At 64.7% G+C, this 22254-nt stretch carries 19 protein-coding genes, 1 tRNA gene and 1 pseudogene; 14 read left to right on the plus strand and 7 right to left on the minus strand.

All coding sequences use genetic code 11. The features are described from left to right. Window positions 1–312: 312 nt before the first annotated feature. Both VRZ08_RS21090 and VRZ08_RS21095 read right to left on the minus strand, forming a co-directional pair. A complete protein-coding gene (locus VRZ08_RS21090) occupies window positions 313–810 on the minus strand; it encodes a super-infection exclusion protein B (RefSeq protein WP_414533785.1) in 498 nt (165 codons plus the stop codon). A 158-nt stretch (window positions 811–968) separates the two neighbouring features. Then, entirely contained in the window at window positions 969–2090 is a 1122-nt protein-coding gene (locus VRZ08_RS21095; protein WP_414533786.1) for a hypothetical protein, read from the minus strand. A gap of 936 nt (window positions 2091–3026) precedes the next feature. Here VRZ08_RS21095 and VRZ08_RS21100 point away from each other — a divergent pair. Both VRZ08_RS21100 and VRZ08_RS21105 read left to right on the plus strand, forming a co-directional pair. After that, entirely contained in the window at window positions 3027–4118 is a 1092-nt protein-coding gene (locus tag VRZ08_RS21100; protein ID WP_414533787.1) for a sensor histidine kinase, read from the plus strand. A gap of 227 nt (window positions 4119–4345) precedes the next feature. Beyond that, a complete protein-coding gene (locus VRZ08_RS21105; protein WP_414533788.1) occupies window positions 4346–6109 on the plus strand; it encodes a diguanylate cyclase domain-containing protein in 1764 nt (587 codons plus the stop codon). A 39-nt stretch (window positions 6110–6148) separates the two neighbouring features. On the opposite strand, the gene VRZ08_RS21110 is transcribed toward VRZ08_RS21105, so the two are convergent. Together VRZ08_RS21110 and VRZ08_RS21115 are read right to left on the minus strand one after the other, a co-directional pair. Then, window positions 6149–7000 (minus strand): SDR family NAD(P)-dependent oxidoreductase, encoded by an 852-nt coding sequence (locus tag VRZ08_RS21110; protein WP_264075860.1) that lies wholly within the window; start codon window positions 6998–7000, stop codon window positions 6149–6151. Between the two features lie 187 nt (window positions 7001–7187). After that, window positions 7188–8303, minus strand: a complete 1116-nt coding sequence (locus tag VRZ08_RS21115; protein WP_414533789.1) for a beta-ketoacyl-ACP synthase III — start codon at window positions 8301–8303, stop codon at window positions 7188–7190. 299 nt (window positions 8304–8602) lie between these two features. Here VRZ08_RS21115 and VRZ08_RS21120 point away from each other — a divergent pair, with 299 nt between their 5' ends. The 3 genes from VRZ08_RS21120 (at window position 8603) to VRZ08_RS21130 (ending at window position 11404) form a co-directional block, all read left to right on the plus strand. Beyond that, window positions 8603–8950, plus strand: a complete 348-nt coding sequence (locus VRZ08_RS21120) for a cupin (RefSeq protein WP_107343436.1) — start codon at window positions 8603–8605, stop codon at window positions 8948–8950. 346 nt (window positions 8951–9296) lie between these two features. Then, complete coding sequence (locus VRZ08_RS21125; RefSeq protein ID WP_414533790.1) at window positions 9297–10748, plus strand: ArnT family glycosyltransferase; 1452 nt, start codon at window positions 9297–9299, stop codon at window positions 10746–10748. Window positions 10749–10840: 92 nt separating this feature from the next. After that, window positions 10841–11404: a type 1 glutamine amidotransferase domain-containing protein gene (locus VRZ08_RS21130; protein WP_107343438.1), complete on the plus strand. Its 564-nt coding sequence runs from the start codon at window positions 10841–10843 to the stop codon at window positions 11402–11404. Window positions 11405–11599: 195 nt separating this feature from the next. On the opposite strand, the gene VRZ08_RS21135 is transcribed toward VRZ08_RS21130, so the two are convergent. After that, window positions 11600–11971, minus strand: coding sequence for a hypothetical protein (locus tag VRZ08_RS21135; protein ID WP_107354619.1), 372 nt, complete (start codon window positions 11969–11971; stop codon window positions 11600–11602). 226 nt (window positions 11972–12197) lie between these two features. Here VRZ08_RS21135 and VRZ08_RS21140 point away from each other — a divergent pair, with 226 nt between their 5' ends. After that, window positions 12198–13016, plus strand: coding sequence for a lytic transglycosylase domain-containing protein (locus VRZ08_RS21140; RefSeq protein ID WP_011156867.1), 819 nt, complete (start codon window positions 12198–12200; stop codon window positions 13014–13016). Window positions 13017–13046: 30 nt separating this feature from the next. Here VRZ08_RS21140 and VRZ08_RS21145 read toward each other — a convergent pair whose 3' ends face one another. Together VRZ08_RS21145 and VRZ08_RS21150 are read right to left on the minus strand one after the other, a co-directional pair. Beyond that, window positions 13047–13751: a flagellar hook capping FlgD N-terminal domain-containing protein gene (locus tag VRZ08_RS21145; protein WP_107354620.1), complete on the minus strand. Its 705-nt coding sequence runs from the start codon at window positions 13749–13751 to the stop codon at window positions 13047–13049. Between the two features lie 12 nt (window positions 13752–13763). Then, on the minus strand, window positions 13764–15359 hold the full coding sequence (locus VRZ08_RS21150; RefSeq protein WP_414533791.1) for a flagellar hook-length control protein FliK: 1596 nt from the start codon (window positions 15357–15359) through the stop codon (window positions 13764–13766). Between the two features lie 312 nt (window positions 15360–15671). Between VRZ08_RS21150 and mnmA the strand changes: the two genes are divergently transcribed. The 8 genes and pseudogenes from mnmA to VRZ08_RS21190 all read left to right on the plus strand — a co-directional run bounded on the left by mnmA (window position 15672) and on the right by VRZ08_RS21190 (window position 21848). Next, window positions 15672–16865, plus strand: a complete 1194-nt coding sequence (gene mnmA / locus VRZ08_RS21155) for a tRNA 2-thiouridine(34) synthase MnmA (RefSeq protein WP_263990924.1) — start codon at window positions 15672–15674, stop codon at window positions 16863–16865. Window positions 16866–16884: 19 nt separating this feature from the next. Next, on the plus strand, window positions 16885–17523 hold the full coding sequence (locus tag VRZ08_RS21160) for a class I SAM-dependent methyltransferase (RefSeq protein ID WP_107354623.1): 639 nt from the start codon (window positions 16885–16887) through the stop codon (window positions 17521–17523). A 45-nt stretch (window positions 17524–17568) separates the two neighbouring features. Beyond that, window positions 17569–17907 carry a hypothetical protein gene (locus tag VRZ08_RS21165; protein ID WP_414533792.1) on the plus strand — a complete coding sequence of 113 codons (339 nt, stop codon included), beginning with the start codon at window positions 17569–17571 and terminating at the stop codon, window positions 17905–17907. A gap of 116 nt (window positions 17908–18023) precedes the next feature. Beyond that, window positions 18024–18100, plus strand: a tRNA-Met gene (locus tag VRZ08_RS21170). A gap of 494 nt (window positions 18101–18594) precedes the next feature. After that, window positions 18595–19017, plus strand: a pseudogene (locus VRZ08_RS21175) (transposase); the annotation flags it as partial. 326 nt (window positions 19018–19343) lie between these two features. Then, on the plus strand, window positions 19344–20453 hold the full coding sequence (locus tag VRZ08_RS21180; protein WP_414533793.1) for an NADH:flavin oxidoreductase/NADH oxidase: 1110 nt from the start codon (window positions 19344–19346) through the stop codon (window positions 20451–20453). Window positions 20454–20743: 290 nt separating this feature from the next. Next, window positions 20744–21076, plus strand: coding sequence for a carboxymuconolactone decarboxylase family protein (locus VRZ08_RS21185; protein WP_414533794.1), 333 nt, complete (start codon window positions 20744–20746; stop codon window positions 21074–21076). 229 nt (window positions 21077–21305) lie between these two features. Further along, window positions 21306–21848 (plus strand): hypothetical protein, encoded by a 543-nt coding sequence (locus VRZ08_RS21190; RefSeq protein ID WP_414533795.1) that lies wholly within the window; start codon window positions 21306–21308, stop codon window positions 21846–21848. Window positions 21849–22254 lie beyond the last annotated feature (406 nt).

Genomic DNA, 22254 nt, shown 5'->3' on the forward strand with positions numbered 1-22254 from the left:
ACCCCCCGCCGCAGCGCGCCCCCTCTCCCGCCTGCGGGAGAGGGCCGGGGTGAGGGCGACACGAGCACTGACACGGCAAAGCCCGGATGCAGCGAAGCGAAATCCGGGATTTACGGCAGGTCCCGGATTACGCTGCGCTCCATCCGGGCTACGCTCGCTATCTCCGGGACGCGGGCGAATTGTCCCGCGCGGCCGCTGAGTGAGGGATGCTGGTGGGGCCAGGCGAGCCGTAAACCACCGGCCCCGATCGCGGCGGATTACGCCTTCGGCTAATCCGCCCTACGAGCTAATCTGCGCTGCGGCCCACAAGTTTCAATCAAGTAATTCAGGATGAGCGCTAAGCAATTTCCGAGGAACGGGCTGTAAATTGTACTGAAATTCCAAGCCGTAAGAAAAGTTTGATGAACGATAAATGATCTGTTTAGCAGCCAGTCCTCCAGCTACTCCGTCATTGATTGGAGCTGATACCGTGTTAGCCTGTCCATGTATAAAATCTCGCAAGAAGTCCTTCTCTGCCGGAGTTAGCTCGCGCAGCGCTTTATGAACATGGCGGGTAAATTGGCGGTGGTGCCAGGGTTTAAGAGCGATCTTTCCGATGAATGAAATCAGGTTGACCATAAGCAGGCTCGACGACGCAACCAAAGCGATGCCCGCATATGTTCGGTAGGTTTGCTTGATTTCCCCGAGCCCGAGATGAGTGATGAGCCAGTCTGGAATGAATAGCAGTGCGGCGCTTGCGAGGAGTGCGGCAAGATAAAGCTTCCAGCCGCCACTAATCACTGCGGTTATAATGGATCCAATGATTTCCATCAGGCCGTTTCATCCTTTTGCGTTTGAGTTCGGTGAATTGGCGTCGGACTGTAAGTGTCGATAGAGTTAGTTGGGGTATTCAACTCGTGGGAGCGGCTGCCAGCCGGATTGCGCTCTCGTCTAATCAACGTTCCGACCCCTTTGCGGATCTCCCGTGCCTACATGTCGCCACGTAATGGGTCTGATTGCGCCGACGGACATTGAATCTTTGTTACGGTCATATCGTCGCCGTAGGGGGCGGCCAGCGTCTCGACTGATGCGGGATGGAGTGGATTGATCGCGTTGGGATTTAGAAATAATCGATAGAGCGGGGGCTCGGCGGGTGGTGTTCCCGCCCAGGCATTCATGAACAGAATACCTGAGAGCAATTGGCTAGCGTGAGATTTGGTTACATCGAAAATGGGACTGGTGTCGGCCATGAACTGACAGAAAGTTATCTGCGCCAAGGCCTGAGTAAAATCGTCGACGTAGCCGTAAAAATTAACATGGAGAGCGCCACTGGCCCATGGATGTATCACGAATACAAGAATGAATGGCTTATGGCGCGCGAATTGCTTTGCGTACGAAAAGGCATAATCCGCGTTTTTCCTAGCTAACTTTCCTGGATCTAACTCGCGGGATGATACTTGCACACGCGCCGGCGTCCTCACGACGAAGCGAATCGCGTCACGCGCCGCAGATCGCGATTGTCTGAGCTCCTGCACTAGCTGTTCATATTGGGTGCTTAGAAGATCGAACAGTGTCGATATTGGAACGTCCCAACTATCCTGAGCAACAACTATGTCGGGCGCGAGATCGTAGGAGAGCCTTTCTGTAAGGCGAGAGACCAAGTGCTCATGAAAGCCAAAAGCCTTGACGTCGAAAGCAACCTCTTGGGGGAGGCGAAGTAGTCCGTCGAGGTCGGCCCCATGCGGATTCAGGATGGCGGACCCGTCCATTGGCAGCTGGATGTCGAAATCGTGCTTTCCCTTGAGAAGGTAACCGTAGGCGCTGATCTCGCAAAAAGTGCCGTAGGTGTTCCTGCTAGTTAGATCGACAAGCAGCTTGCTCAGATTCTTGAGATCGGCGCCCTTAGCGGCAAGTCCATCGATGGTAGAGGCGAGGATATCATTGTGGTCGTTATTGTTGGATAGATTGAAGGCATCTTTGTTCAACGCCTTCTTATTCTGTGTCTTGTAGATTTCGTCTGCGAGCTTCGTTTTCAAGGCGAGCTCGGCGGCAATCGAGCTTTTTGCAGAAAGCACGTCCAACCATTCAAACCGGGTCCGTAAAAATGTCATCGCGACAACTCTCGTGCGGGTTATCAATCTTAATTGTCTGTCATTTTGGAGAGTGATTATCTGAGATGCTTGGGCGCATTCGATGTTGATTGTGTCTTCAACATCGGCAGGTCTGCGACCCGCTCCAAATTTTTCGTAAAGTCAGGGCAAGAGTTTGAGCGCTTTCTATGCCGTGCGGTGTCGGTTGGGCAAGGGCGCGATCTGGGACACGGTGATTGGTCCTTCATTGCGAGAGGGTGTCAGCACCGTAGCGTTGCTCGTGCATCGACAAAATTCCTATATCGCATACATTCCTATCCATCCCGCTCCACTCCCGAGGGGCGGCTCGCGATCGTCACTAGTCGCGGGGCGAGGTGCGGTGGACGCGGCACCGTCGGCGCTGAGGGAGGCGGTTGGAGGCCGCGGGGCAGGAGGTCCGCAGGGCCTGGCCTCGGGGCCTATGGAGCCGACTACCACCACGCTGACGACGACACTTTGCGGTGCGCGCTGGCGGAGATGCGCCCCATCTGCATCGACTTTGCGCGCCGGCACGAGTCGTGTGGTCCTGACGCCCGTCGCTGGCGCAAAGGGACGGAGCGCCTGCAGGCCGACCGGCCGCAGGAGACAAGGTCCGGACGTTCGCGTCCGCACTGCTTAGTCCCGTCGGTGACGAACGCAAGCGTATCATTCGCCGCCGGGGAGAGCACGAAGCAAGCCGGAAGCCCACGCGTGCGGAATGCCGGACGTCTCGGTGCGTTCGCGGTGACCAACTCGTGCGCTTTTTGCGTTGCGCATAAGGCTACGGACGCATCGTGCGTCCGGCGTTCCGCGCGCCTCGTTTCGGGCGCGGCGAGGGCAGGCAGCCGGTTCGCGCAAAAGCGATCGGCGTCCCCGCGCCGTCCAAACCACAGGGCTATGACGCATGTCCGCTGGCCGCCGGGACGAGGGAGAGCCGCCATGGCCGCGATCGCCTGTCCTTTCGGTTCCGCTTCGGCCATAGTCGCCGCTCCACGTGTCGAATCCGTAGAGCCTGCTTTGGCGCGACTTAAAGTCTGGGACATCATTCATGCCACCCGGCGGCTGCGGTCGCTGGGGCTGCTCGGCGATCTGGCTGCGGTGGCGGCCACCGGGGTGGCGCTGCTGCTGCGCGTCGCCCTCGATCCCGCGCTGCCGCCGGGCTTTCCGTATCTGACGTTCTTTCCGGCCGTCGTTCTCACCGCGTTCTTCTTCGGGCTGCGGCCCGGCATCATCTGTGCGGTGCTGAGCGGGGTGGCGGCGTGGTACATCTTCATCCCGCCGTTCTTCAGCTTCGACCTGTCGTCGCCGACCACGATCGCGCTGGCGTTCTACGTGTTCATCGTCACGGTCGATATCTCGCTGATCCACATCATGCACCTGGCCGCGGCGCGGCTGCGGGCCGACGCCGAGGAGACCGCGCGGCTGTACGAGCAGCAGCGCACGATGTTTCAGGAGCTGCAGCACCGCGTCGCCAACAACATGCAGTTCGTCTCGGCGATGCTGCGGCTGTACGCCAAGCGCGCCGGCGACGATCCGGCCGCGATGCTGACCGCGCTCGACGACGCCCGGGTGCGGCTCGATGTGATGTCGCGAATCCACCGCCATCTGTACGACCCGGCCAACGTCACAAGGCCGGTCGGCGAGTTCTTTCAGGATCTGTGCGCCAATCTCGGCGACGCGGCGGGCGCCGGCGAGGTGCGGTTCACGGTCGACATGCCGCCGGTGCAGTTCGATCTCGCCAAGCTGACGCCGCTGTCGCTGATCGCCGTCGAGATCGTCACCAACGCGCTGAAGCATGCGTTTCCCGACGGCCGCGGCACCATCGCGCTGCGGCTGGTGCAGGACGACGACCGCATCGTCTTCACCATCGCCGACGACGGCAAGGGCATGACGCCGGCCGAGGCCCCCGGCGCTGGTAACAGCCTCGGTCTCAAGATCATCCACAACCTCGCCGCCCAGATCGGCGGCCGGATCAGCTACGAGGTCGGTCCGGGCACCACCGCCCGCATCGAATTTGACCGCGCGAGCTAGAGCAGGACCGCCGCTTTGGCGCCGCTCAAACACCGGCGGCGAGGACGCGTGTCGGGTGGAATGCCTGGTGGCGCTGGCGTCGATCGAATGATCGAGTCCATCGGCACCACACCGTGAACCATTAGTGAAGCTTTCAGATCTGAATTGTATGTGGTGCATTCTGCGCAGCCGCGCTCGGCGGTCGCTCGGGACGACGGCTTGTTTCGGCGGAGATGACACGAAGCCCGATGCGCGGTCTCTGGAATCAGATTGCCACCAGCCTCAAGACGCGGTTTCTGGTCGTCACCGTCTGCGTATTCGGTCTGGTCGCCGTGCCGGCCTATGTGGCGTTCGAATTCCTGACCCGTAAGACCGTGGTTGCGCTCGGCACGTTGTTCGCCGAAAAGCAGGTGCTGTTCGACCGCTACCGCGGCCTCGAGGCGCTGACCCGGGAGGTCTCGCTGGCCGAGACGGTCGCCCGCTCGCCGGCGGTGCGCGCCTGGGCCCGCGACGAGGCCGACCCCGCCAAGACCAAGCTCGGGCTGGCCGAGCTGGAGCATTACCGGCTGTCGTTTCACGACAAGAGCTATTTCTTCGTCGTCGACCAGTCCGGCAATTACTACTTCAATAACGCCGAGAACGCCTACGACGGGAACCAGCTCCGCTATCAGGTCAAGCGCGATAATCCGCGCGACGGCTGGTATTTCAAGACGATTGCGGCCGGACAGCCGTGCCAGCTCAATGTCGATCGCGACGACCATCTCGCCGTCACCAAAGTCTGGATCAACTGCGTCATCGCCGAGCAGGGCCGGATTCTCGGCGTGATCGGCACCGGCGTCGACCTCACCGAATTCATCCGCGAGGTGGTGGCGCTGCCGCAGACCGGCGTTACCAGCATGTTCGTCGATCACGCCGGCGCCATCCAGGCGCATCGCGATCCGGGGATGGTCGATTTCCACAGCCTGACCAAGGATACCAAGACCAAGAAGACGATCTTCCAGCAGGTCGACAGCCCGGCCGACGCCGCCGAACTCGCCGCCATGATGCGCCGCGTTTCCGCCGGCCCTGCGGCGGTCGAATCCCGCTTCATGAACATCGGGGGGCGCGAATTCCTGGTCGGGGTCGGCTATCTCGACCAGCTCGGCTGGTTCAACGTGACGCTGATGGACATCGACGCCATCATCGATCGCCACTTGTTCACCCCGATCGCGTTGTTGCTGATCGTGATGATGACGGCGGCAGTGGTGCTCGTCACCATTCTGTTCCGCCGGGTCGTGCTCGATCGGCTCGCCACCGTCGAGGCGGGCGCGCGGCGGGTCGAAGACGGCGACTTCGACAATATCGTCGTCGACCAGGGCAGCGACGAGATCGGCCGGCTGTCGCGCACCTTGTCGGGCATGGCGCACGCCGTGCGCGATCACACCCGCATTCTCGAGGATCTGGTCGACGAGCGGACCGAGAAGCTGCGGCGTCTCGCCAATGTCGATCTGCTGACCGAGATTCCGAACCGCCGCGGCTTCACCCAGGTGTTCGAGCAGTGGCTGGCCGCCTCGCCCCTGGCGCCGCGGTCGGCCGGGCTGCTGCTGATCGATCTCGATGGCTTCAAGGACGTCAACGATGTGTTCGGCCATCTGGCCGGCGACCGGCTGCTGTGTGAAACCGCGCGGCGACTGGCGCCGCTTCTGACCGAGCGGGACAGCTGCGGCCGCTGGGGCGGCGACGAGTTCGTCGTGCTGGTCGAGGATCGCGATGCGGACGCCCTGCGAGAGCTGTGCGCGCGGATGGTCGCCGCGATGAACGCTGCGCCGATCCGCTCCGACGATGGGCAGGACATCGCGCTGACGGTTTCGATCGGCGCCTGCCGGGTGGTGTCGGGCGGCTCGATCGACGCCGCCTTTGCCGAGGCCGATGCGGCGCTGTACGCCGCCAAGCGCGCCGGCCGCAACCGCTTCGTGCTGTTCGACGCTGGCGGCGCGTCCGCGCGCGACGCGGTGGCGACGGCGCAGGCTTGAGCCGGCGTGCGCCTCAGGACGAGGCTGGCACCGTGCTTGTTACTTCCCCTCGACGAAAGCCCGGAAGCGGTCGGCCCAGGCCGGGTGCCAGCGCGACAGCGCGGGGCGGTTGTCGATGATATCGCCGGCGGCCCAGGCGATGCGGCGTTCGTCGAGGCTGCGGGGCACGTCGTTGTCCGGGCACAGGATGTAGAAGTCACCGTCGTCGAGCCGCGCCAGCATGAAGTCGACGGTCTGCTCGGCGGTCCAGGCGCCGGCCGGCTTCTCGCTGCGGCCGCGCGCGGTCAGCGCGGTGAAGACGAAGCCGGGGATCAAGAGATGCGCCGTCACCGCGCAGCCCTCGGTGGTGCGCAGCTCGTGCGCCAGCGCTTCGGTGTAGGCTTTCACGCCGGCCTTGGAAACATTGTAGGCCGGATTGCCCGGCGGCGTGGTGATGCCCTGCTTGGAGCCGGTGTTGATGATCAGCCCCGGCCGGCCACGGGCGATCATGTCCGGCGCGAAGATCTGCGAGCCGTGGATCACGCCCCATAGATTGACGGCCAGGATGCGCTCATAGGCCTCACGCGGGCCGAGCGCGGTGCTCGGCGGCTCGATGCCGGCATTGTTCATCACCACGTCGACGCCGCCGAACCGCGCGGTGACGGCGGCGCGCAGCGCTTCGAGCTGGTCGGGTTTGGCGACGTCGGTTTCCTTCGCCAGCACGTCGTCGGCGCCGCCGCCGGCGACATGCGCCAGCAACTCGGCGGCGCGGGCGAGATGATCGGCGTTCAGATCAGCGATCGCCACCTTCATGCCGGCCTGCAGAAACCGCTTGGCGGCCGCAAAGCCGATCCCCGATGCGCCGCCGGTGACCACGGCGACCTGATCCTTGGCGATGGCGGGATGCGGCATGGCGGTCTCCTCGAGGCGGATGGCGATGCTCGGGAGATAAGCGCAGCGGCTGAGGACGCAAGCAGGCGGGGCGCGCGGACTTCCCTGTCATTGCGAGCGAAGCAGTCCAGCGACGCCGTGCAGCTGGCTTCTGATCGCTTCGTCGCGTCGCGCCTCGCAAGGACGGGGAGAGCGCGACGTCAGACTGTTACCGCTTCTGCACGAACACCGTGCCGGCCGAGTAGCCGGCGCCGAACGAGCAGATCAGGCCGAGGTCGCCTGGCGCCATGTCGTCCTGGTGCTTGTGGAAGGCGATGATCGAGCCGGCCGACGAGGTGTTGGCGTAGTCGTCGAGAATGATGACGTTTTCGTCCCGCGTCGGATCGCGGCCCAGCACCTTGCGGCCGATGATCTCGTTCATGTTGATATTGGCCTGGTGCAGCCACATCCGCTTCAGGCCGTGCGGATCGATGCCGATCTCGCGGGCGTGCTCGATGATCATCTCCGAGACCAGCGGCACCACTTCCTTGAACACCTTGCGGCCCTGCTGCACGAACAGCTTGTCGGCGTTGTCGCGGCCTTCCGGCCAGGCGCGGTTGAGGAAGCCGGCGTTGTTGCGGATGTTGTTGGAGAACTGCGTCTTCAGCTTGGTACCGAGGATCGACCAGCCGCCGTCTGCATCATCGGCGCGCTCGACGATCGCCGCGGTGGCGACGTCGCCGAAGATGAAGTGGCTGTCGCGGTCGCGGAAGTTGAGATGGCCGGAGCAGATCTCCGGATTGACCATCAGCACCGCATCGACCGAGCCGCCGCCGACGAAATCCGCCGCGGTCTTCAGCCCGAAGGTCGCCGACGAGCAGGCGACGTTCATGTCGAACGCGAAGCCGCCGAGGCCGAGCGCGTTCTGCACCTCGATCGCCATCGCCGGATACGCGCGCTGCATGTTGGAGCAGGCGCACAGCACCGCGCCGATCCGTTCGCGCGGCTTGCCCCAGCGTTCGATCGCCTGTTCGGCCGCGGTCACCGCCATCTCGGCGAGGATCGACAATTCGTCGTTGGAGCGCTCCGGAATGATCGGGCGCATCACTTCCGGATCGACGATGCCGGGCTTGGCCACCACGTAGCGCGACTTGATACCCGAGGCCTTCTCGATGAATTCCGAGGACGACGGCTGCAGCGGCTCGATCTCGCCGGCTTCGATCCGCGCTTGGTTCGCCGCGTTGAAGTTCGCCACATAGGTGTTGAACGCCTCCACCAGCTCGGCATTCGAAACGCTGTCGGGCGGAGTGTAGAGGCCGGTCGCGGCAATGACGGCAGGGCGCACGGAAAGCTCCAGGCTCAGTGGCTGAGTGAGAGGACCGCCGGCCAAGCGATCCGCCGCGCCCTGCCGGTATCCGACGCCGTTTCACCTGCGTCTGCTTTGACGCCGGACAAAAGGCGGAACTCGGCCGCATCGTCCGTTGGTCGGGAGCGGGGAGGCCGGCGGGGCGGGGCGCGCGGGCATCTCGGCCGGCGCGGGCAAAAGCGGTATGAAACGCCGCGCGGCGAAACACAAGCTCCATCGCAAGACGGATGGCGGCCGGCGCCGATCGGCGCCAAATTCCGCGCCGAGGATTGAGAACGATGGACGCACCCCACGGAAATCTGCTGAGCGCGCTGCCGCCCGCCGGCCCCGACGAAGTGCTCGACACCCTGCTGGCGCGCGGCGGCATCCGCGTCGAGCGCATCGTCTCGTTCGGCCAGTCGAGCCCGGAGGGTTTCTGGTACGATCAGAGCGAAGACGAGTTCGTCGTGCTGCTGGCGGGCTCCGCCGTGCTGCGGTTCGAAGACGGCGATCGCACTGTCGATCTCATCCCCGGCACCTGGATCGACATCCCGGCTCACTGCCGCCACCGCGTCGAAGCCACCGCGACCGACCAGCCGAGCGTGTGGCTGACGATGTTTTGGCCGGCAGCGGTGAAGGCTACGTAGTCCGTAGCCCGGATACAGGGGAGCGAAATCCGGGATCCCGGAATTCAGGCATCGCGCTCGCTGTAGCTCTTGCCCGCCTCGCCGCTGTCGCTACCCCAATTTCTCAGGGAGCAAGCCATCGCATGAAGCGGTGAAGCGAGGGGGTAATCGCTCGGTGATGCTGGTACCAAATCTACGTACGCTCATCACCATTCCTGTACTAACGCTTCGTTTCGTTAGTTCGTTGCCGGTATTCACTGCAGCTCATCGTCATCCGCCTCGGCCGCTCGTCGAATGGACGTTGCCGTACCGATCTCTATGCTGATGTCGGGCATCAGTTCAGTGCCTGCGGCTGGGGGCGGCTGGTTTGTATCAGGCGGCGAGTGCACGGGGCAGCGTGCAGGGCGGGGCGTGGTCGTCGGCGACGATAGCGACGATCGGCAGCGCGTTCATTCTGGTCGTGACCGGGCTCAATCTGGCCTGGGTGTTTGCGCGGCTGTTCATCCAGGTGCCGATCGGCGCCAATGAAGGCTGGAACGCGATCCATGCGGCGCGCGCGCTGAGCGGCTTGCCACTGTATCCGGCGGCCGACAGTTTCATGTTCAACAACTATCCGCCACTGTCGTTCTACATCGTCGGCGCCGTCGGTGTGCTCCTCGGCGATAACATCATCGCGGGTCGCTTGCTGTCGCTGCTGGCCACGCTGGCGATCGGCATCAACATCGGCATCGTCGTACGCAATCTCGGCGGCACGGTGCTGTATGCGATCTTCGCGGGCTGTCTTTGGCTCGGCATCGTCAGCAAGAGTTATCTGCTCTATGTCGGCGTCAACGATCCGCAGCTGCTGGCGTTCGCGGTGATGACGGCGGGATTCGCGCTGTTCACGCATGCGCCGCAACGAACTGTCTATCTGGCAACAGCTGCGCTGGTGATGGTGGTGGCCGGCTTCATCAAGCACAACGAGCTGGCGATGCCGCTGGCGTGCACGGCGTGGCTGGCGTGGTACGACCGCAAGGCGCTGCTGCGCTGGCTCGGCTTGTCGCTGCTGTTTTTGACAATCGGATTTGCTGTCTGTCTCGCGGCCTATGGCCCAGCGTTTTTCCACCAGTTGATGACGCCGCGCACCGTCAGTCTGTACAACGTCGTCAGTCTACTCGGCTGGCTGCAGGGCTTTGTTATTCCGATGGTGGTGTGGATCTTGTTCGTCCGAGCCGCCCGCCCCACCGCGGAATTCCGTCTGGTGAGTCTGCTGCTGGTGTTCGGCTGCGTCGCCTTCGTGGTCACGCGGATCGGCGAGGGCGTGAATATCAACTGCCTGTTCGACTGGATCATCGCGGCCTGCATCGCTGCCGGCGTGCTGCTGTCGCGACTGGATCAGTCGCGGCTGTCTGCACGGTTCGGCGTGGTGACCACGGAGGCGTTCATCGTCGGCGCGCTGTGCATACGGCTGGTGCTGCTGCCCTCGGGCGATCTCATCCGCTTCGTCACCGAACCGCGGTTGCTCGATGAGTTGCTGGCGCGCCAGGCGGCGGTGCGGGCCGATGTCGCGTGGATGGCGCAGCAGCGCGGACCGGCGATGTGTGATGAACTGGCGCTGTGCTACTGGTCCGGGCAGACGTCGGGCTACGATCAATTCAATGCCGGCCAAGCATTCCTCACCGGGAAACGCTCGGAGGCTGAGCTGGCGCGGCAGATCACGGCCGGGGCATTTCCGCTGATTGCCGCCTATCCTGGATCGCTGCTGATCGTGCCGGCTCGCGCCGCCGGTCTGACCGAACGCGCGGGCGCAAGCGGGTCGCTGCTCTTCACCGCGCCCTGACGACGATCTTTATCCGTTTTGTTCCCCGCGGAACGATCATCCGTGCCTGCGATTACTCAGCGGGGCGCTGATCAACGACATGGAGAGCACATATGGCAGGCCAACTCGATGGCAAGCGCGTCGCTATTCTGGCTACCAACGGCTTCGAACAGTCGGAACTGGAAACTCCTCGCGACAAGCTGAAGGCGGCCGGAGCGCAGGTCGATATCGTCTCGCCGGAACAGGGCGAGATCAAAGGCTGGGACATGAAGGATTGGGGCCGGCCGGTGAAGGTCGACAAGCAGCTCGGCGCGGTGAAGGCCGACGATTACGACGCGATCGTGCTGCCCGGCGGCCAGATCAATCCGGACCTGCTGCGCGTCAATCCGGACGCGCTGAAGCTGATCAAGGCGTTCTATGATGCCGGCAAGCCGGTGGCGGCGGTGTGTCACGCGCCGTGGCTCCTGATCGAAACCGGCATCGCCAAGGGCAAGCGGATGACGTCTTACCACTCGATCAAGCAGGACGTGATCAACGCCGGCGCCAAGTGGGAGGATTCTCAGGTCGTCACCGACAACGGCCTGATCACCTCACGCAATCCGGGGGACCTCGAGGCGTTCTCGGCCAAGATCATCGAGGAGATCCGCGAGGGCAAGCATCAGCGCCGCGCGGCCTGATGCATGAACGGGTGACGGCGGCGCTCAGCCGCCGTTTCGCCACGGTGATCCGCGACAGTTCCGGGATGCGAACAACGACCGCGCCGATGGGTTCATCGGCGCGGTTTTGATGCCAGAGGAGCCGCGATGGCGCGGGCCGTGCGGATCGGGAGAGGTGGAGCGCTGCGGCGCCGGAGGGCGCCGCAAGCTGCTGGCTCAGAGGCTGCCGTGCCGGCGCACTGCGCGGGCGCCATGCTCGGCGCGGACCGGGATCGCCTTGGCGCCGGGGATCAGCTCGATCGGCAATTCCAGCTTCTTGCCGCCCTTTCCGCCGCCGCGCAGATCGGTGCCCATCGCCATGATGGCCGAGCCCATCGCGGCCGACCCGAAGGTCACGACGAAGCCGAACAGCAGCAGGCCGAGCGCGGTGCCGGGCGAGTCGTCGGCGAAGATCAGATCGCGCAGATGGCCGGGGTTGAGATACAGCAGCCCGCCGAGCAGCAAAGCCGCGATCATCACACCGATCGCCAGATTGATCGCCAGCAGGCGAAACAGCGGTTGGCCCAGCAAGGCACTCCGGCGCGGCATGATGTTCTTCCCTTCGCTAACGATGGTTCGCCAGCTTGTCGCCAGCGTCCCTGGATTCGGGGCCGACTTGTCGGGTCAGATATGGCGCTGTTGGTCCCGCCTCGCAACCGCAAGTATGAAATGGTAGATTCGCGCGGTTGTCATAGCAATACGCATCAATACGCATTCAGGTTCGGTACGCCGTCCTTTCCGCTCGCCATTTCCCTTGCTTGGAGACACGATTCAGATGTTGAAGCTGCGCCTTGCTCTCGTCACCTGCGCCCTCGGCGGCGCGCTGCTGTCTACCGCGCCGGCTGAGGCCGCCCGCTGTGGCGGCGACTTCAACAGCTTCATTGCCAGCTTCTCTGCTGATGCAGCCCAGGCCGGAATTTCGCAGGGCGTGATTTCGCAGGCGCTCGGCGGCGTCACCGAGGACCCCGGCGTGCTGGCGTTCGATCGCCGTCAGCGCGGCACCTTCAACAAGAGCTTCGAGCAGTATGTCTCGACCCGGGTCGGCGCCGGCCGCATCAAGGCCGGCCGCGCGATGCTGATGCGCCACGCCTCGCTGCTGTCGCGGATCGAGCGCCAGTTCGGCGTGCCGCCGCAGATCGTGGTGGCGATCTGGGGCCTGGAGACCGATTACGGCAAGGGCGATATGGGCAAGCTGCCGGTGTTCCGCGTGCTGGCGACGCTGGCGCATGATTGCCGCCGGACCGAGCTGTTTCAGGGCGAACTGCTGGCGGCGCTGCAGATCCTGCAGCGCGGTGACCTGACGCTGCGCGACATGGTCGGTGCTTACGCCGGCGAAATCGGCCAGACCCAGTTCCTGCCGTCGTCCTACATCAAGTATGGCGTCGACTATGACGGCAACGGCCACGTCGACCTGCGCCACAGCGTGCCGGACGTGCTGGCCTCGACCGCCAATCTGCTGAAGAGCGCCGGTTGGAAGGCCGGCGGCTCCTACGAGGAAGGCTCGGCGAATTTCGAAGCGATGCGCGAATGGAATCGCGCGCTGGTGTATCGCAAGACGATCGCTTACTTCGCCGACAAGCTGATCGAGCAGTAAGCGCCCGGCAGATCCGGGCGCGCGGCATCGTCACTTCGATGTGGCGGCCCGGACCAGCTTGTTGATCTGATCGAGCGAGAAGTTCTGGCCGCCGATCGACAGTTTTGGCGGCGTCTGGGTGAGATCGACGGAGTCGATCGTTCCCTGGATCTGGGTGGAGACCGTGGCGGTCTTGCCCGACGCATCGGTGGCGACGATCGACAGCTTGTAGTTGCCGTCCGGCCATTGGGCGCCGTCGTTGCCGCGGCCGTCCCACTTGAACGCCTGATCCTTGCCGGCATTGATGGTGAACTTGCCGGAATACACCGTTTGGCCGGTGTCGCTCTGGATCGAAACCTGAGCGCTGACCGGCTTGTCGGTCGACAGCGACCAGATCGCCTTGCCTTCGCTCATCTGCACCTTGCTGCCGTCGACGATGGCGTTGGCGCCGACCAGGCTCATCGCTTGTGTCGCCTGTGCGGTGGTCTGCAGCTGCACCAGCGAGCTCAGCGACTCGTTGGACTTGAGCTGCTGTTCGATGCCGGCGAACTGCACCAGCTGCTGGGTGAACTGGTTGGTGTCCAGCGGGTCGGTCGGGTTCTGGTTCTTGAGCTGCGTCGTCAGCAGCGTCAGGAAGGTCTGAAAATTGTCCGCGATGCCCGGGGTCGAGCTGGTCTTCGATTTGGCGCTGTCGGCGGAGTAGTTCGGATTCGGGGCCGAGTACGGCGTAGTCGCGGTTGTGTAATCGACGGACATGCGCGTTGCTCCTCAGATTCGAATATCGACGCCGCCGCTCGCACCGAGCATGCGGCCGTAGCCGCGGCTCGCGACCGGCGTGGGCGGCAGTTCGTCCTGCGAAATCACCAGCCGCTGCGACCTGCGGCCGCTCTCCTGCTGCTGGCCCTGCTGACCGGACGAGGACTGGTCACGCAGGCTGAACTGCAGGCCGCCGTCGCCGGTCTTCAAACCGGCGTCGTCGAGCGCGCGCTGCAACTGGGTCTGATCCTGGCGCAGCATCTGCAGCGTCTCGGGCTTCTCCACCGTCAGATGCGACGTCACCTGGCCGTGACGATCGACATCGATCCGCACGTCGATGCGGCCGAGTTCGGCCGGGTCGAGACGGATGTCGAAGCGGGTCGCGCCGCCCTTGGCGCGGGTGGCGATCTCGACGGCGAGCCCTTCGACCGGCACCGGCGCGTTGGCGGCGTTGGTCGCGGTGAGCTGCGATGCGGCGGCCGCATTGACGCGGGTGGTGGCCGCCGGCTGCAGATGCTGGGGCACCGCGATCGGCGTCTGCGGCAGCATGGTGTTGGCATCGGCCTGCGCCTGGGCTTGCGGCAGCGCCGCGTCCGGCTTCAGGTGCGAGGCGCCGGCCTTCGGCGACGCGTCGTCGCCGGCGCCAGCGAGCGCGTGGGCGAGCTTCGCGTCTCCGGCCGGCTGGCCGTCGGGCGTGGTCTGGCCGGGCTGCGGCGGCACCGGCGTTCCGGTGGTGGCATTGGCGGTTGCCGCCTGAGCGGCCGCGGCTTGCGCGGTCGTCATGGTGGTGGTGGCCTCGCCCTTGGCGTCCGACTTGGCGGTCCCGTCGGTCTTGGTGCCGGCCTTGGTATCGGCCTTGGCGCCGTTGGCCTGGGCTGCCAGCGCGGCTAGTTTCGGATCGGCCGCAACGCCGGTCTGGGTCGCCTCGGCGGTCCCCGTCTGGTCGGCGGGAGCGGTCTGAGTCGTCGTCGTGCCGGCATCGGCTTTGGCCTTCAGCGCCGCGGCGGCGGCGATCGCCAGTGGCGTGCCGTTCGCGCTGCCGGCGGCGTCGCCCTCGGCGTTCGGGGCGGTCGCGGTGGTCGTGACCTGGGCGGCGATCAGCGCGGCTGCATTCGGCGTGATCGTCACCGGCGGGGTCGCGCTGGCGTCCTTGCTGTCGGTCTGGTCGGCGCCCTTGGCGTCGGTGTCCTTGGCGACGCCGGACTTGTCGTCCTTGGCCGACTTGGTGTTGTCCGTCTTGTCGCTCTTCGTCGTACCGGTCTTGTCGCCGCCGGTGGTGTCGGTGGTCTTGGCGTCCGGCTTGGCCGGATCGGACGACGCGGCGTTATCGGCGCGGCGGGAGTCGTCGTTGGTGTCGCGGGAGCGGCTGCGATCAGTCGCATCGCTGCGGTCAGTGCGGGAGCTGCGGCTGCTGCCGCGATCGTCCGAGGCGCTGCTCGAAGAGCGGGTATCCGGCTTCGGCGCCGAGCTGGCCTTGTCGTAGGCAGCGGTATTGCTGTCCACGAGCGCGGCGAAATTGTCCGTATGCGACGAACGCTCGTTGCGCGCCTGGGTGCGAGGCGCGGGGGCGGGCGTGCTGGCTGCGACGTCTGGCGATGCGTTGACCACGGGCAATCTCTCACTCTTCAGTCCAAAGCACCTTCAGCAAGGACCGGGCCAAACAAAAGAATGAGTGAATCCAGATGGTTGGCGTCTGCAAGGGGAGGGCGGAACCGGGCTTTGCCACGCTATTTCTGCCGCTGCGGCAGAATTTGCCGCGGCCGCGGCCCGCAAAACCGGGCCGCTGCGATTGCGCCTCCGGGAGGCGGCCTATATTAAAAGCATGCATCACCGAGGTTTGCGGAATTGGCCCTGCCGCTTCCGGACATTGCGGAAGGATGACCGCGCGGCGGACGCCGGTCGCAGCTTATGACTGAACCAATGCTCAACAGTCTGGATCTCGAAGGCCGGCCGCAGGACACCCGCGTCGTGGTCGCGATGTCCGGCGGCGTGGATTCTTCGACGACTGCCGCGCTGCTCAAGGCGCAGGGCTACGACGTCGTCGGCATCACGCTGCAGCTCTACGATCATGGCGAGGCGATCCATCGCAAGGGCGCCTGCTGCGCCGGCCAGGATATTCACGACGCCCGCGCGGTCGCCGAGCGGATCGGGATTCCGCATTACGTGCTCGACTATGAAAGCCGGTTTCGCGAGTCGGTGATCGACAGCTTTGCCGACAGCTACGCCTCCGGCGAGACGCCGGTGCCGTGCATCGAGTGCAACCGCTCGGTCAAATTCCGCGACCTGCTTGCGACCGCGCGCGAGCTTGGCGCCTCGGCGCTGGCGACCGGTCACTACGTGTCGTCGCGGCGGCTCGGTGACGGATCGCGGGCGCTGGTGTGTGCCGCCGATCGCGACCGCGACCAGAGCTACTTCCTGTTCGCCACCACGCGCGAGCAGCTGCAATTTCTGCGCTTCCCGCTCGGCGACATGACCAAGCCGCAGACCCGCGAGCTGGCGCGGCAGTTCGGCCTCTCGGTCGCCGACAAGCACGACAGCCAGGACATCTGCTTCGTGCCGACCGGGCGCTACACCGACGTGGTCGAGCGGCTGAAGCCGAACGCGATGGAGCCGGGCGACATCGTCGACGTCGACGGCCGCGTGCTCGGCCAGCATCCCGGCATCGTGCATTTCACCGTCGGCCAACGCCGCGGTCTCGGGATTGCGTCGCGATCGCCGCTGTACGTGCTTCGGCTCGACGCGGCGCGTCGGCAGGTCGTGGTCGGCCCGCGCGAAGCGCTGCTGATGGACCGCATCGTGCTGCGCGACATCAACTGGATCGGCGACGGAGCACTCGACGACGTGATCGGCGACGGCCTGGAGCTGTTCGTCCGGGTGCGCTCGACTCGGGCGCCGCAGCCGGCCTGGCTGCGCGCGGCGAACGGCGGCTACGAGGTCGAACTCGTGGTCGGCGAGGAGGGCGTGTCGCCGGGGCAGGCCTGCGTGTTCTACGACGCGGCCGAGGGCCAGGCCCGCGTGCTCGGCGGCGGCTTCATCAAGAGCGCTGCGCCGCGCCGGTTCGAAGGCGGGCGCGAGCAAATCGAGGCGCCGGCGCTGGCCGCCGCGCGCGGCTAAAGGATTTTCGGGGCAGAGTATGGCGAACGACATCGATCGCGCGGGCGTGGCGAAAGCCTACGCGCGCTGGGCGCCGATTTACGATCTGGTTTTCGGCAAAGTGTTCGACAGCGGCCGGCAATCGACCATCGCGGTGGCCGATGCGATCGGCGGACGTGTGCTCGACGTCGGCGTCGGCACCGGGCTGTCGCTGTCGGATTATTCGAAGACCACGCGGCTGTGCGGCGTCGATATTTCCGAGCCGATGCTGCGCAAGGCGCATGAGCGCGTCCGCACGCTGAACCTCAGCAACGTTGATGTGCTCGCCGTGATGGACGCCAAGAACCTGGCGTTTCCGGCCGATTACTTCGACGCCGTCGTGGCGCAATACGTCATCACCGCGGTTCCGGACCCGGAAGCCACGCTCGATGATTTCGTCCGCGTGCTGAAGCCGGGCGGCGAGCTGATCCTGGTCAACCACATCGGCGCCGAAAGCGGGCCCCGCAAGCTGTTCGAACTGGCGTTCTCGCCGATCGCGCGCCGGCTCGGCTGGCGGCCCGAGTTCCCGTGGCAGCGGCTGGTGAACTGGGCGGCGCGCAACCGCGGCGTGGAACTCGCAGAGCGCCGGCCGATGCCGCCGATGGGCCACTTCTCGCTGATCCGCTATCGCAAACTGTGACCGTGTGACGCCGGAACGTGACCCGCGTCACCACGTTGTCCGGGCATGATGTCGAAACTGACCATCGCGCTCGGATGCCTCGCCCTGGCGACCGCGCCCGCTGCGGCCCAGGCGCCGCCCAAGCCGCCCACCACCACGGCGCCGTCGGCGACCGAATGCTCGCCGCATGCCACCGCCAATCCGCCCGGCACGACCGCTCCAGGTGCCACCACCGGCCAGACACAGCAGCCGCTCGGCGACAAGCTCGCTAAGACTGATGGCGTGCTTTGCCCGCCGACCGGCGTCGACCCGGAAATCCGGGCGCCGACCCCGGACGTCGGCAGAACCCCGGTGATTCCGCCGCCGGGCAGCCCTGGCGACGATCCGACGGTCCGTCCCAAATAGCCATATTGGCAAGTTTTCCCGCCCTGTCCGGCATTGCTTGACAGGGCAACCCGCGCCTCCTTATATGCCGCGCGTTCGCATCGCCTTCACTCGCAAGGCCGACGGCGAACCACCGTGGCGGGGTAGCTCAGCTGGTTAGAGCACGGGAATCATAATCCTGGGGTCGGGGGTTCAAGTCCCTCTCCCGCTACCAAAGCAATCTCAATCACTTAGCTGACTGTAACGCTGCTCGCGCCGACTTCGCTCAGCAGCCCGTACAACGCGGCGTACAACATTTCCAGCCGTCACTCGTCGCGCTTGAGCCGGCGCCGACCCCACGGCTTGTCCTTGCGCAGCGGCCGAGGTGGCTCGGGGTGGTGCCGACTGACCATCCTGCTCACGCCGATCCTGGCGAACATCATCGGGCCGCCGTGGTCGGCTGCCTGAAAGTGGACGTACAGCGCGGTCGGACGTGGGCGGCAGACATCGTTGGAAAGCGGCTGCGTCGCAGAGCGGGCTGCCGCCGTCTGGCAGTGGCGCCCGCTCGTCGAACTCGCGCGTTTAGTCACCCGCGCTCAAACCTCATCGGGATCCGGTCTGCCTCAAGGCCGCTGCGGGGCCTCACGATCCGCCGTCAATTTGACGATGTTCGGCGACGCACAACGCCCTGGGCGTCACGCAGGGCCGCGGCGCAGCGACGCCTCCAGCATCCAGGTGGGGTCTCTCGCCAATCAGGTCCGCGCTGGAACGGTCCAAGCCTTCGGATCTGAAGGAGCGCGGGTCTTGGCGGCGCGGGCCGTGGTCGATCTCGACGTTCACGAGAGCGTTCTGCGCAAGTGGGTGAAGCAGCGCGGCGTCGCCCCGGTTCAGGCGGTTCCCGGTCACGGCCAGAGGAAGCCCGAGCAGCGGGAGATCGTGCGGCTGAGGCGTAAGTTCGCCAAGCTGCAGACGGAGCGCGACATTCCAAAAGAAGGCCGTACCCTTCTTCGCGAAGGAAGCGACATGAAGTTTGTCTTCATCGCGAAGCACCGGGCGCTCTGGCCGGTGGCATGGCTGCGCGATGCGCGCTTGGTGTCGCGGTCAAGCTTTCACGCCTGGCTGACCCGCGCTCCAAGCGCCGGATCCCGCAACGCTTGGTCATGATGATATTGAAGCTGGGTCCCGCACGCTTCATGCATCGCCTCGTGAGCTAACATCGGACCGCCGATGTCGTACCTTGGCCGCTCGGCTGCATTTATGATCGCCAGGTCAATGGGACGGGTGAGTTGAAGACGCCTGAGTATTTGTCGGCCACGCATGGATTGAGTGCCGCTTTGACAGCAACAAACTAAGGTATGGTGCTTACTTGGAGTGTTTGGTCACAGATATCCGACAGCGAGGCGGGTCTCGGTACCGAGCGCGAGGTCCATGCGCTCTCCGGGCTCGTTCGCCAGCAGCTGCTTCAGTCGGAGCCCCTCATGACCAAGTCTAAATTGTTTGCGCCTCTGCAGGTTGGCGGGTTGAAGCTCGAGAACCGTATTGTGATCGCTCCAATGTGCCAATATTCGGCACGTGAAGGCCAGATGACGGATTGGCATCTCATGCACCTCGGCCATCTGGCCCTCTCGGGTGCGGCGATGCTTACGATAGAAGCCACCGCAATCGCACCAGAAGGCCGCATCACGCCGTTCGATGTCGGTCTCTGGGACGATCGTACCGAAGCGGCGATCGGTCGGGTGATCGATGCAATCCGGAGCTGGTCATCGATCCCGATCGCGATCCAGCTATCGCACGCGGGCCGCAAGGCGTCGGCCGATGTGCCGTGGCGCGGTGGGCGCCATCTGCCACCGCACGACCCGAACGGTTGGCTGACCGTGGCGCCTTCGGCGCTTCCGCTGAGTGTCGGCGGCCGGTCTCCTGTTGCCCTCGATGCCGAGCGCCTCGAGCAGATCCGCCAGGGCTTTGCCCAGAGTGCCCGACGCGCAGCCAGACTTGGCGTTGATGCCGTGCAGTTGCATGCGGCACACGGCTATCTGCTGCACCAGTTCTTCTCGCCCCTCTCGAACAAGCGCGAGGATGAATATGGCGGTTCGCTCGAGAACCGAATGCGCTTTCCATTGGAAGTTTTCGAGGGCGTAAGAGCTGCCTTCCCGACGGATCGCCCGGTCACGGTTCGTATTTCGGGGGCCGACTGGATCGATGGAGGTGCGACCATCGACGACGCGGTCGCTTTCGCGCAGGCGCTGGAAGCGCGCGGCTGTTCGGCCCTCAACGTTTCCAGCGGCGGGATCGACCCGCTGCAGCGCATCACCGACGGGCCCAACTACCAAGTGCCGTTTGCCCGGGCTGTGAAGCAGGCGGTCTCGATTCCGGTGGTCGCTGTCGGGCTGATCACGGATTATGAGCAGGCTGAAGCGATCATCGCCACCGGCGACGCCGATCTCGTCGCGCTGGCACGCGGCATTCTGTACGATCCACGATGGCCTTGGCACGCCGCGGCGCATTTGGGTGGCCGCGTTCGCGCGCCGGATCAATACCTTCGCTCTCAGCCTTATCAGTACAAGAACCTCTTCGACTATCGATCCTAGGACTGAGCTTTCGTTCGACCATCCCGGCGAGCGCCCAGCGTCGTGCTGTTCGACGTGTGCCGATCCATCCTCGTCTTGGTCCTCGACTATCTTAGCCGGGCTTCCACCACCGGATGCCTCTCGGGCAAGCGGATTCCCTCGACAGTCCGGGCGCTCGTCGGCTTTTGAGTGGACCCATCAGCCTGCAAACCTACGTATAGCTGCGGATAGCGAGTTTCCGTCCGATGTTCGTGGTGTCGCGTCTTTGAACTGCTGAGGCGGTTCAAGATCAACAGAGCCGGAGAAAAATCATGAGCGCCACCGAAATGAAAAGTCCCCGCGAGGCCGCCCGCGCGTTTACGCCTCAGCTCACTCACTTTGTGGAAGACCCGCTCTTCTCCAAGGTCTGGGAAGATGGCGCGCTCAGCAAGCGCGATCGCAGCCTGGTGACGGTCTCCGCCCTCATCGCCCTTGGCGCCGCCGACGAGCTTCCGGCGCATCTCCGCCGAGCGATCGAGAATGGCGTGACCAAGGTTGAGCTGAGCGGCCTCATCACGCACCTCGCATTCTATGCCGGCTTCCCGGCCGCGATATCGGCTTCGGCACGTGCGGCGGAGACGCTCGGCGCGCTCGAGGGAGGCTGAGGCGCCTGCAAACTCCTTGTCCGTCGGTGCGGGATGCCGCGCGGTAACGGCGGGCAATTCGCAGCGAACGAGTTCCGAGCAGGCAGCGCCGATACCGACGTGCTCCGCTCCGGCGCCAAGAACGGTCAATCAACGCGGAACTGGTTCGAACAGCTTCTGCGGCCTGTTGCTGCGGTCTGAACCAACCCCACTCGCAACTTCATCTTCGAAGCCAGGATAGGAAGACACCATGAAGATTCTCTCGGACACCATTCTCTCGAAGTCGGCGTTCCACGCGGATGTCGATGTGCCGATCGACCGGTTCGACATCGCCGATTGGCTGTTCAATCTGCCGGAGGCCGAATATCAGCGCTGCTGCCCGCCCGACCACATCGCCTGCGGGGTGACGACTTCGGATGACGGTCGTACGATGATGATCAACGTCGAGATGATCGGCACAGGCTTGGTGGTGCAGCACTATGTGGCCGAAAAAGTCAGCCCGACCTATTGCCGCATGAACTCGATCTCGGACGTGTTCACCTCGGCCGGTCGCACCCAGGTCAACGTGATCTGGGAGCTGTCTGCTGAAGGCATCGATGGTGGCCGCACCCGCTATACAAACAGCGTGACCGCGCATCCGACCGACAGTTTCATGGATTTCATCAAGCAGCACGGCGTCAGCTACGAGGACGCCGCGAAGGCCCGTCAGGATGCTGGCGGCGACCACAATTCGCGCGAGACCCCGCTCTTCGCCGCAAGCATCGCGCGTCGCTCGCTCGGCCAGAAGCGCTAAGCCTCCTGTTCCAACCGCCGGTGGGGCGACATTCGCCCCACCGGCGTCATCGTGCCGGATCGGAAGGTCGTGCACCGGAAGTTGAGACTATTCTGTCCGCTCGACACCCGATCCTCCCGATGGTTTCCTCGGCAGCAGCACCCCCGCTACTCGGTGGCCGGATTATGGCCAGCACCTGTGCTGATCCCATGGGCGACCGCTGGCCGTTCCCGGACCGCGGGCGGTTTGGTTGGTGTCGGGAACGGCCCATTCTAACGCTCGCGCTGACCTATCACCCCCTCAACCCAAACCTAGGTATGGCTGCAGCATCCCGGGCGGCCAACTATCGTGCGAAGCTTGCGGGCTGGGGATGAAAGGCGCCGGCGCCTGGGTCTTGGCTGATTCGCCGGCGTTCCGAGAGGGCAAA

Origin of the sequence: Rhodopseudomonas sp. G2_2311 (genome assembly GCF_047501505.1) — a bacterium.
Lineage (GTDB): Bacteria > Pseudomonadota > Alphaproteobacteria > Rhizobiales > Xanthobacteraceae > Rhodopseudomonas > Rhodopseudomonas palustris_H.

Excerpts from the sequence above, each read along its gene's own strand:
- VRZ08_RS21090 (WP_414533785.1), bottom strand. The coding sequence starts at position 810 with ATGGAAATCATTGGATCCATTATAACCGCAGTGATTAGTGGCGGCTGG.
- VRZ08_RS21095 (WP_414533786.1), bottom strand. The coding sequence starts at position 2,090 with ATGACATTTTTACGGACCCGGTTTGAATGGTTGGACGTGCTTTCTGCA.
- VRZ08_RS21100 (WP_414533787.1), top strand. The coding sequence starts at position 3,027 with ATGGCCGCGATCGCCTGTCCTTTCGGTTCCGCTTCGGCCATAGTCGCC.
- VRZ08_RS21105 (WP_414533788.1), top strand. The coding sequence starts at position 4,346 with ATGCGCGGTCTCTGGAATCAGATTGCCACCAGCCTCAAGACGCGGTTT.
- VRZ08_RS21110 (WP_264075860.1), bottom strand. The coding sequence starts at position 7,000 with ATGCCGCATCCCGCCATCGCCAAGGATCAGGTCGCCGTGGTCACCGGC.
- VRZ08_RS21120 (WP_107343436.1), top strand. The coding sequence starts at position 8,603 with ATGGACGCACCCCACGGAAATCTGCTGAGCGCGCTGCCGCCCGCCGGC.
- VRZ08_RS21130 (WP_107343438.1), top strand. The coding sequence starts at position 10,841 with ATGGCAGGCCAACTCGATGGCAAGCGCGTCGCTATTCTGGCTACCAAC.
- VRZ08_RS21135 (WP_107354619.1), bottom strand. The coding sequence starts at position 11,971 with ATGCCGCGCCGGAGTGCCTTGCTGGGCCAACCGCTGTTTCGCCTGCTG.
- VRZ08_RS21140 (WP_011156867.1), top strand. The coding sequence starts at position 12,198 with ATGTTGAAGCTGCGCCTTGCTCTCGTCACCTGCGCCCTCGGCGGCGCG.
- VRZ08_RS21145 (WP_107354620.1), bottom strand. The coding sequence starts at position 13,751 with ATGTCCGTCGATTACACAACCGCGACTACGCCGTACTCGGCCCCGAAT.
- mnmA (WP_263990924.1), top strand. The coding sequence starts at position 15,672 with ATGCTCAACAGTCTGGATCTCGAAGGCCGGCCGCAGGACACCCGCGTC.
- VRZ08_RS21160 (WP_107354623.1), top strand. The coding sequence starts at position 16,885 with ATGGCGAACGACATCGATCGCGCGGGCGTGGCGAAAGCCTACGCGCGC.
- VRZ08_RS21165 (WP_414533792.1), top strand. The coding sequence starts at position 17,569 with ATGATGTCGAAACTGACCATCGCGCTCGGATGCCTCGCCCTGGCGACC.
- VRZ08_RS21180 (WP_414533793.1), top strand. The coding sequence starts at position 19,344 with ATGACCAAGTCTAAATTGTTTGCGCCTCTGCAGGTTGGCGGGTTGAAG.
- VRZ08_RS21185 (WP_414533794.1), top strand. The coding sequence starts at position 20,744 with ATGAGCGCCACCGAAATGAAAAGTCCCCGCGAGGCCGCCCGCGCGTTT.
- VRZ08_RS21190 (WP_414533795.1), top strand. The coding sequence starts at position 21,306 with ATGAAGATTCTCTCGGACACCATTCTCTCGAAGTCGGCGTTCCACGCG.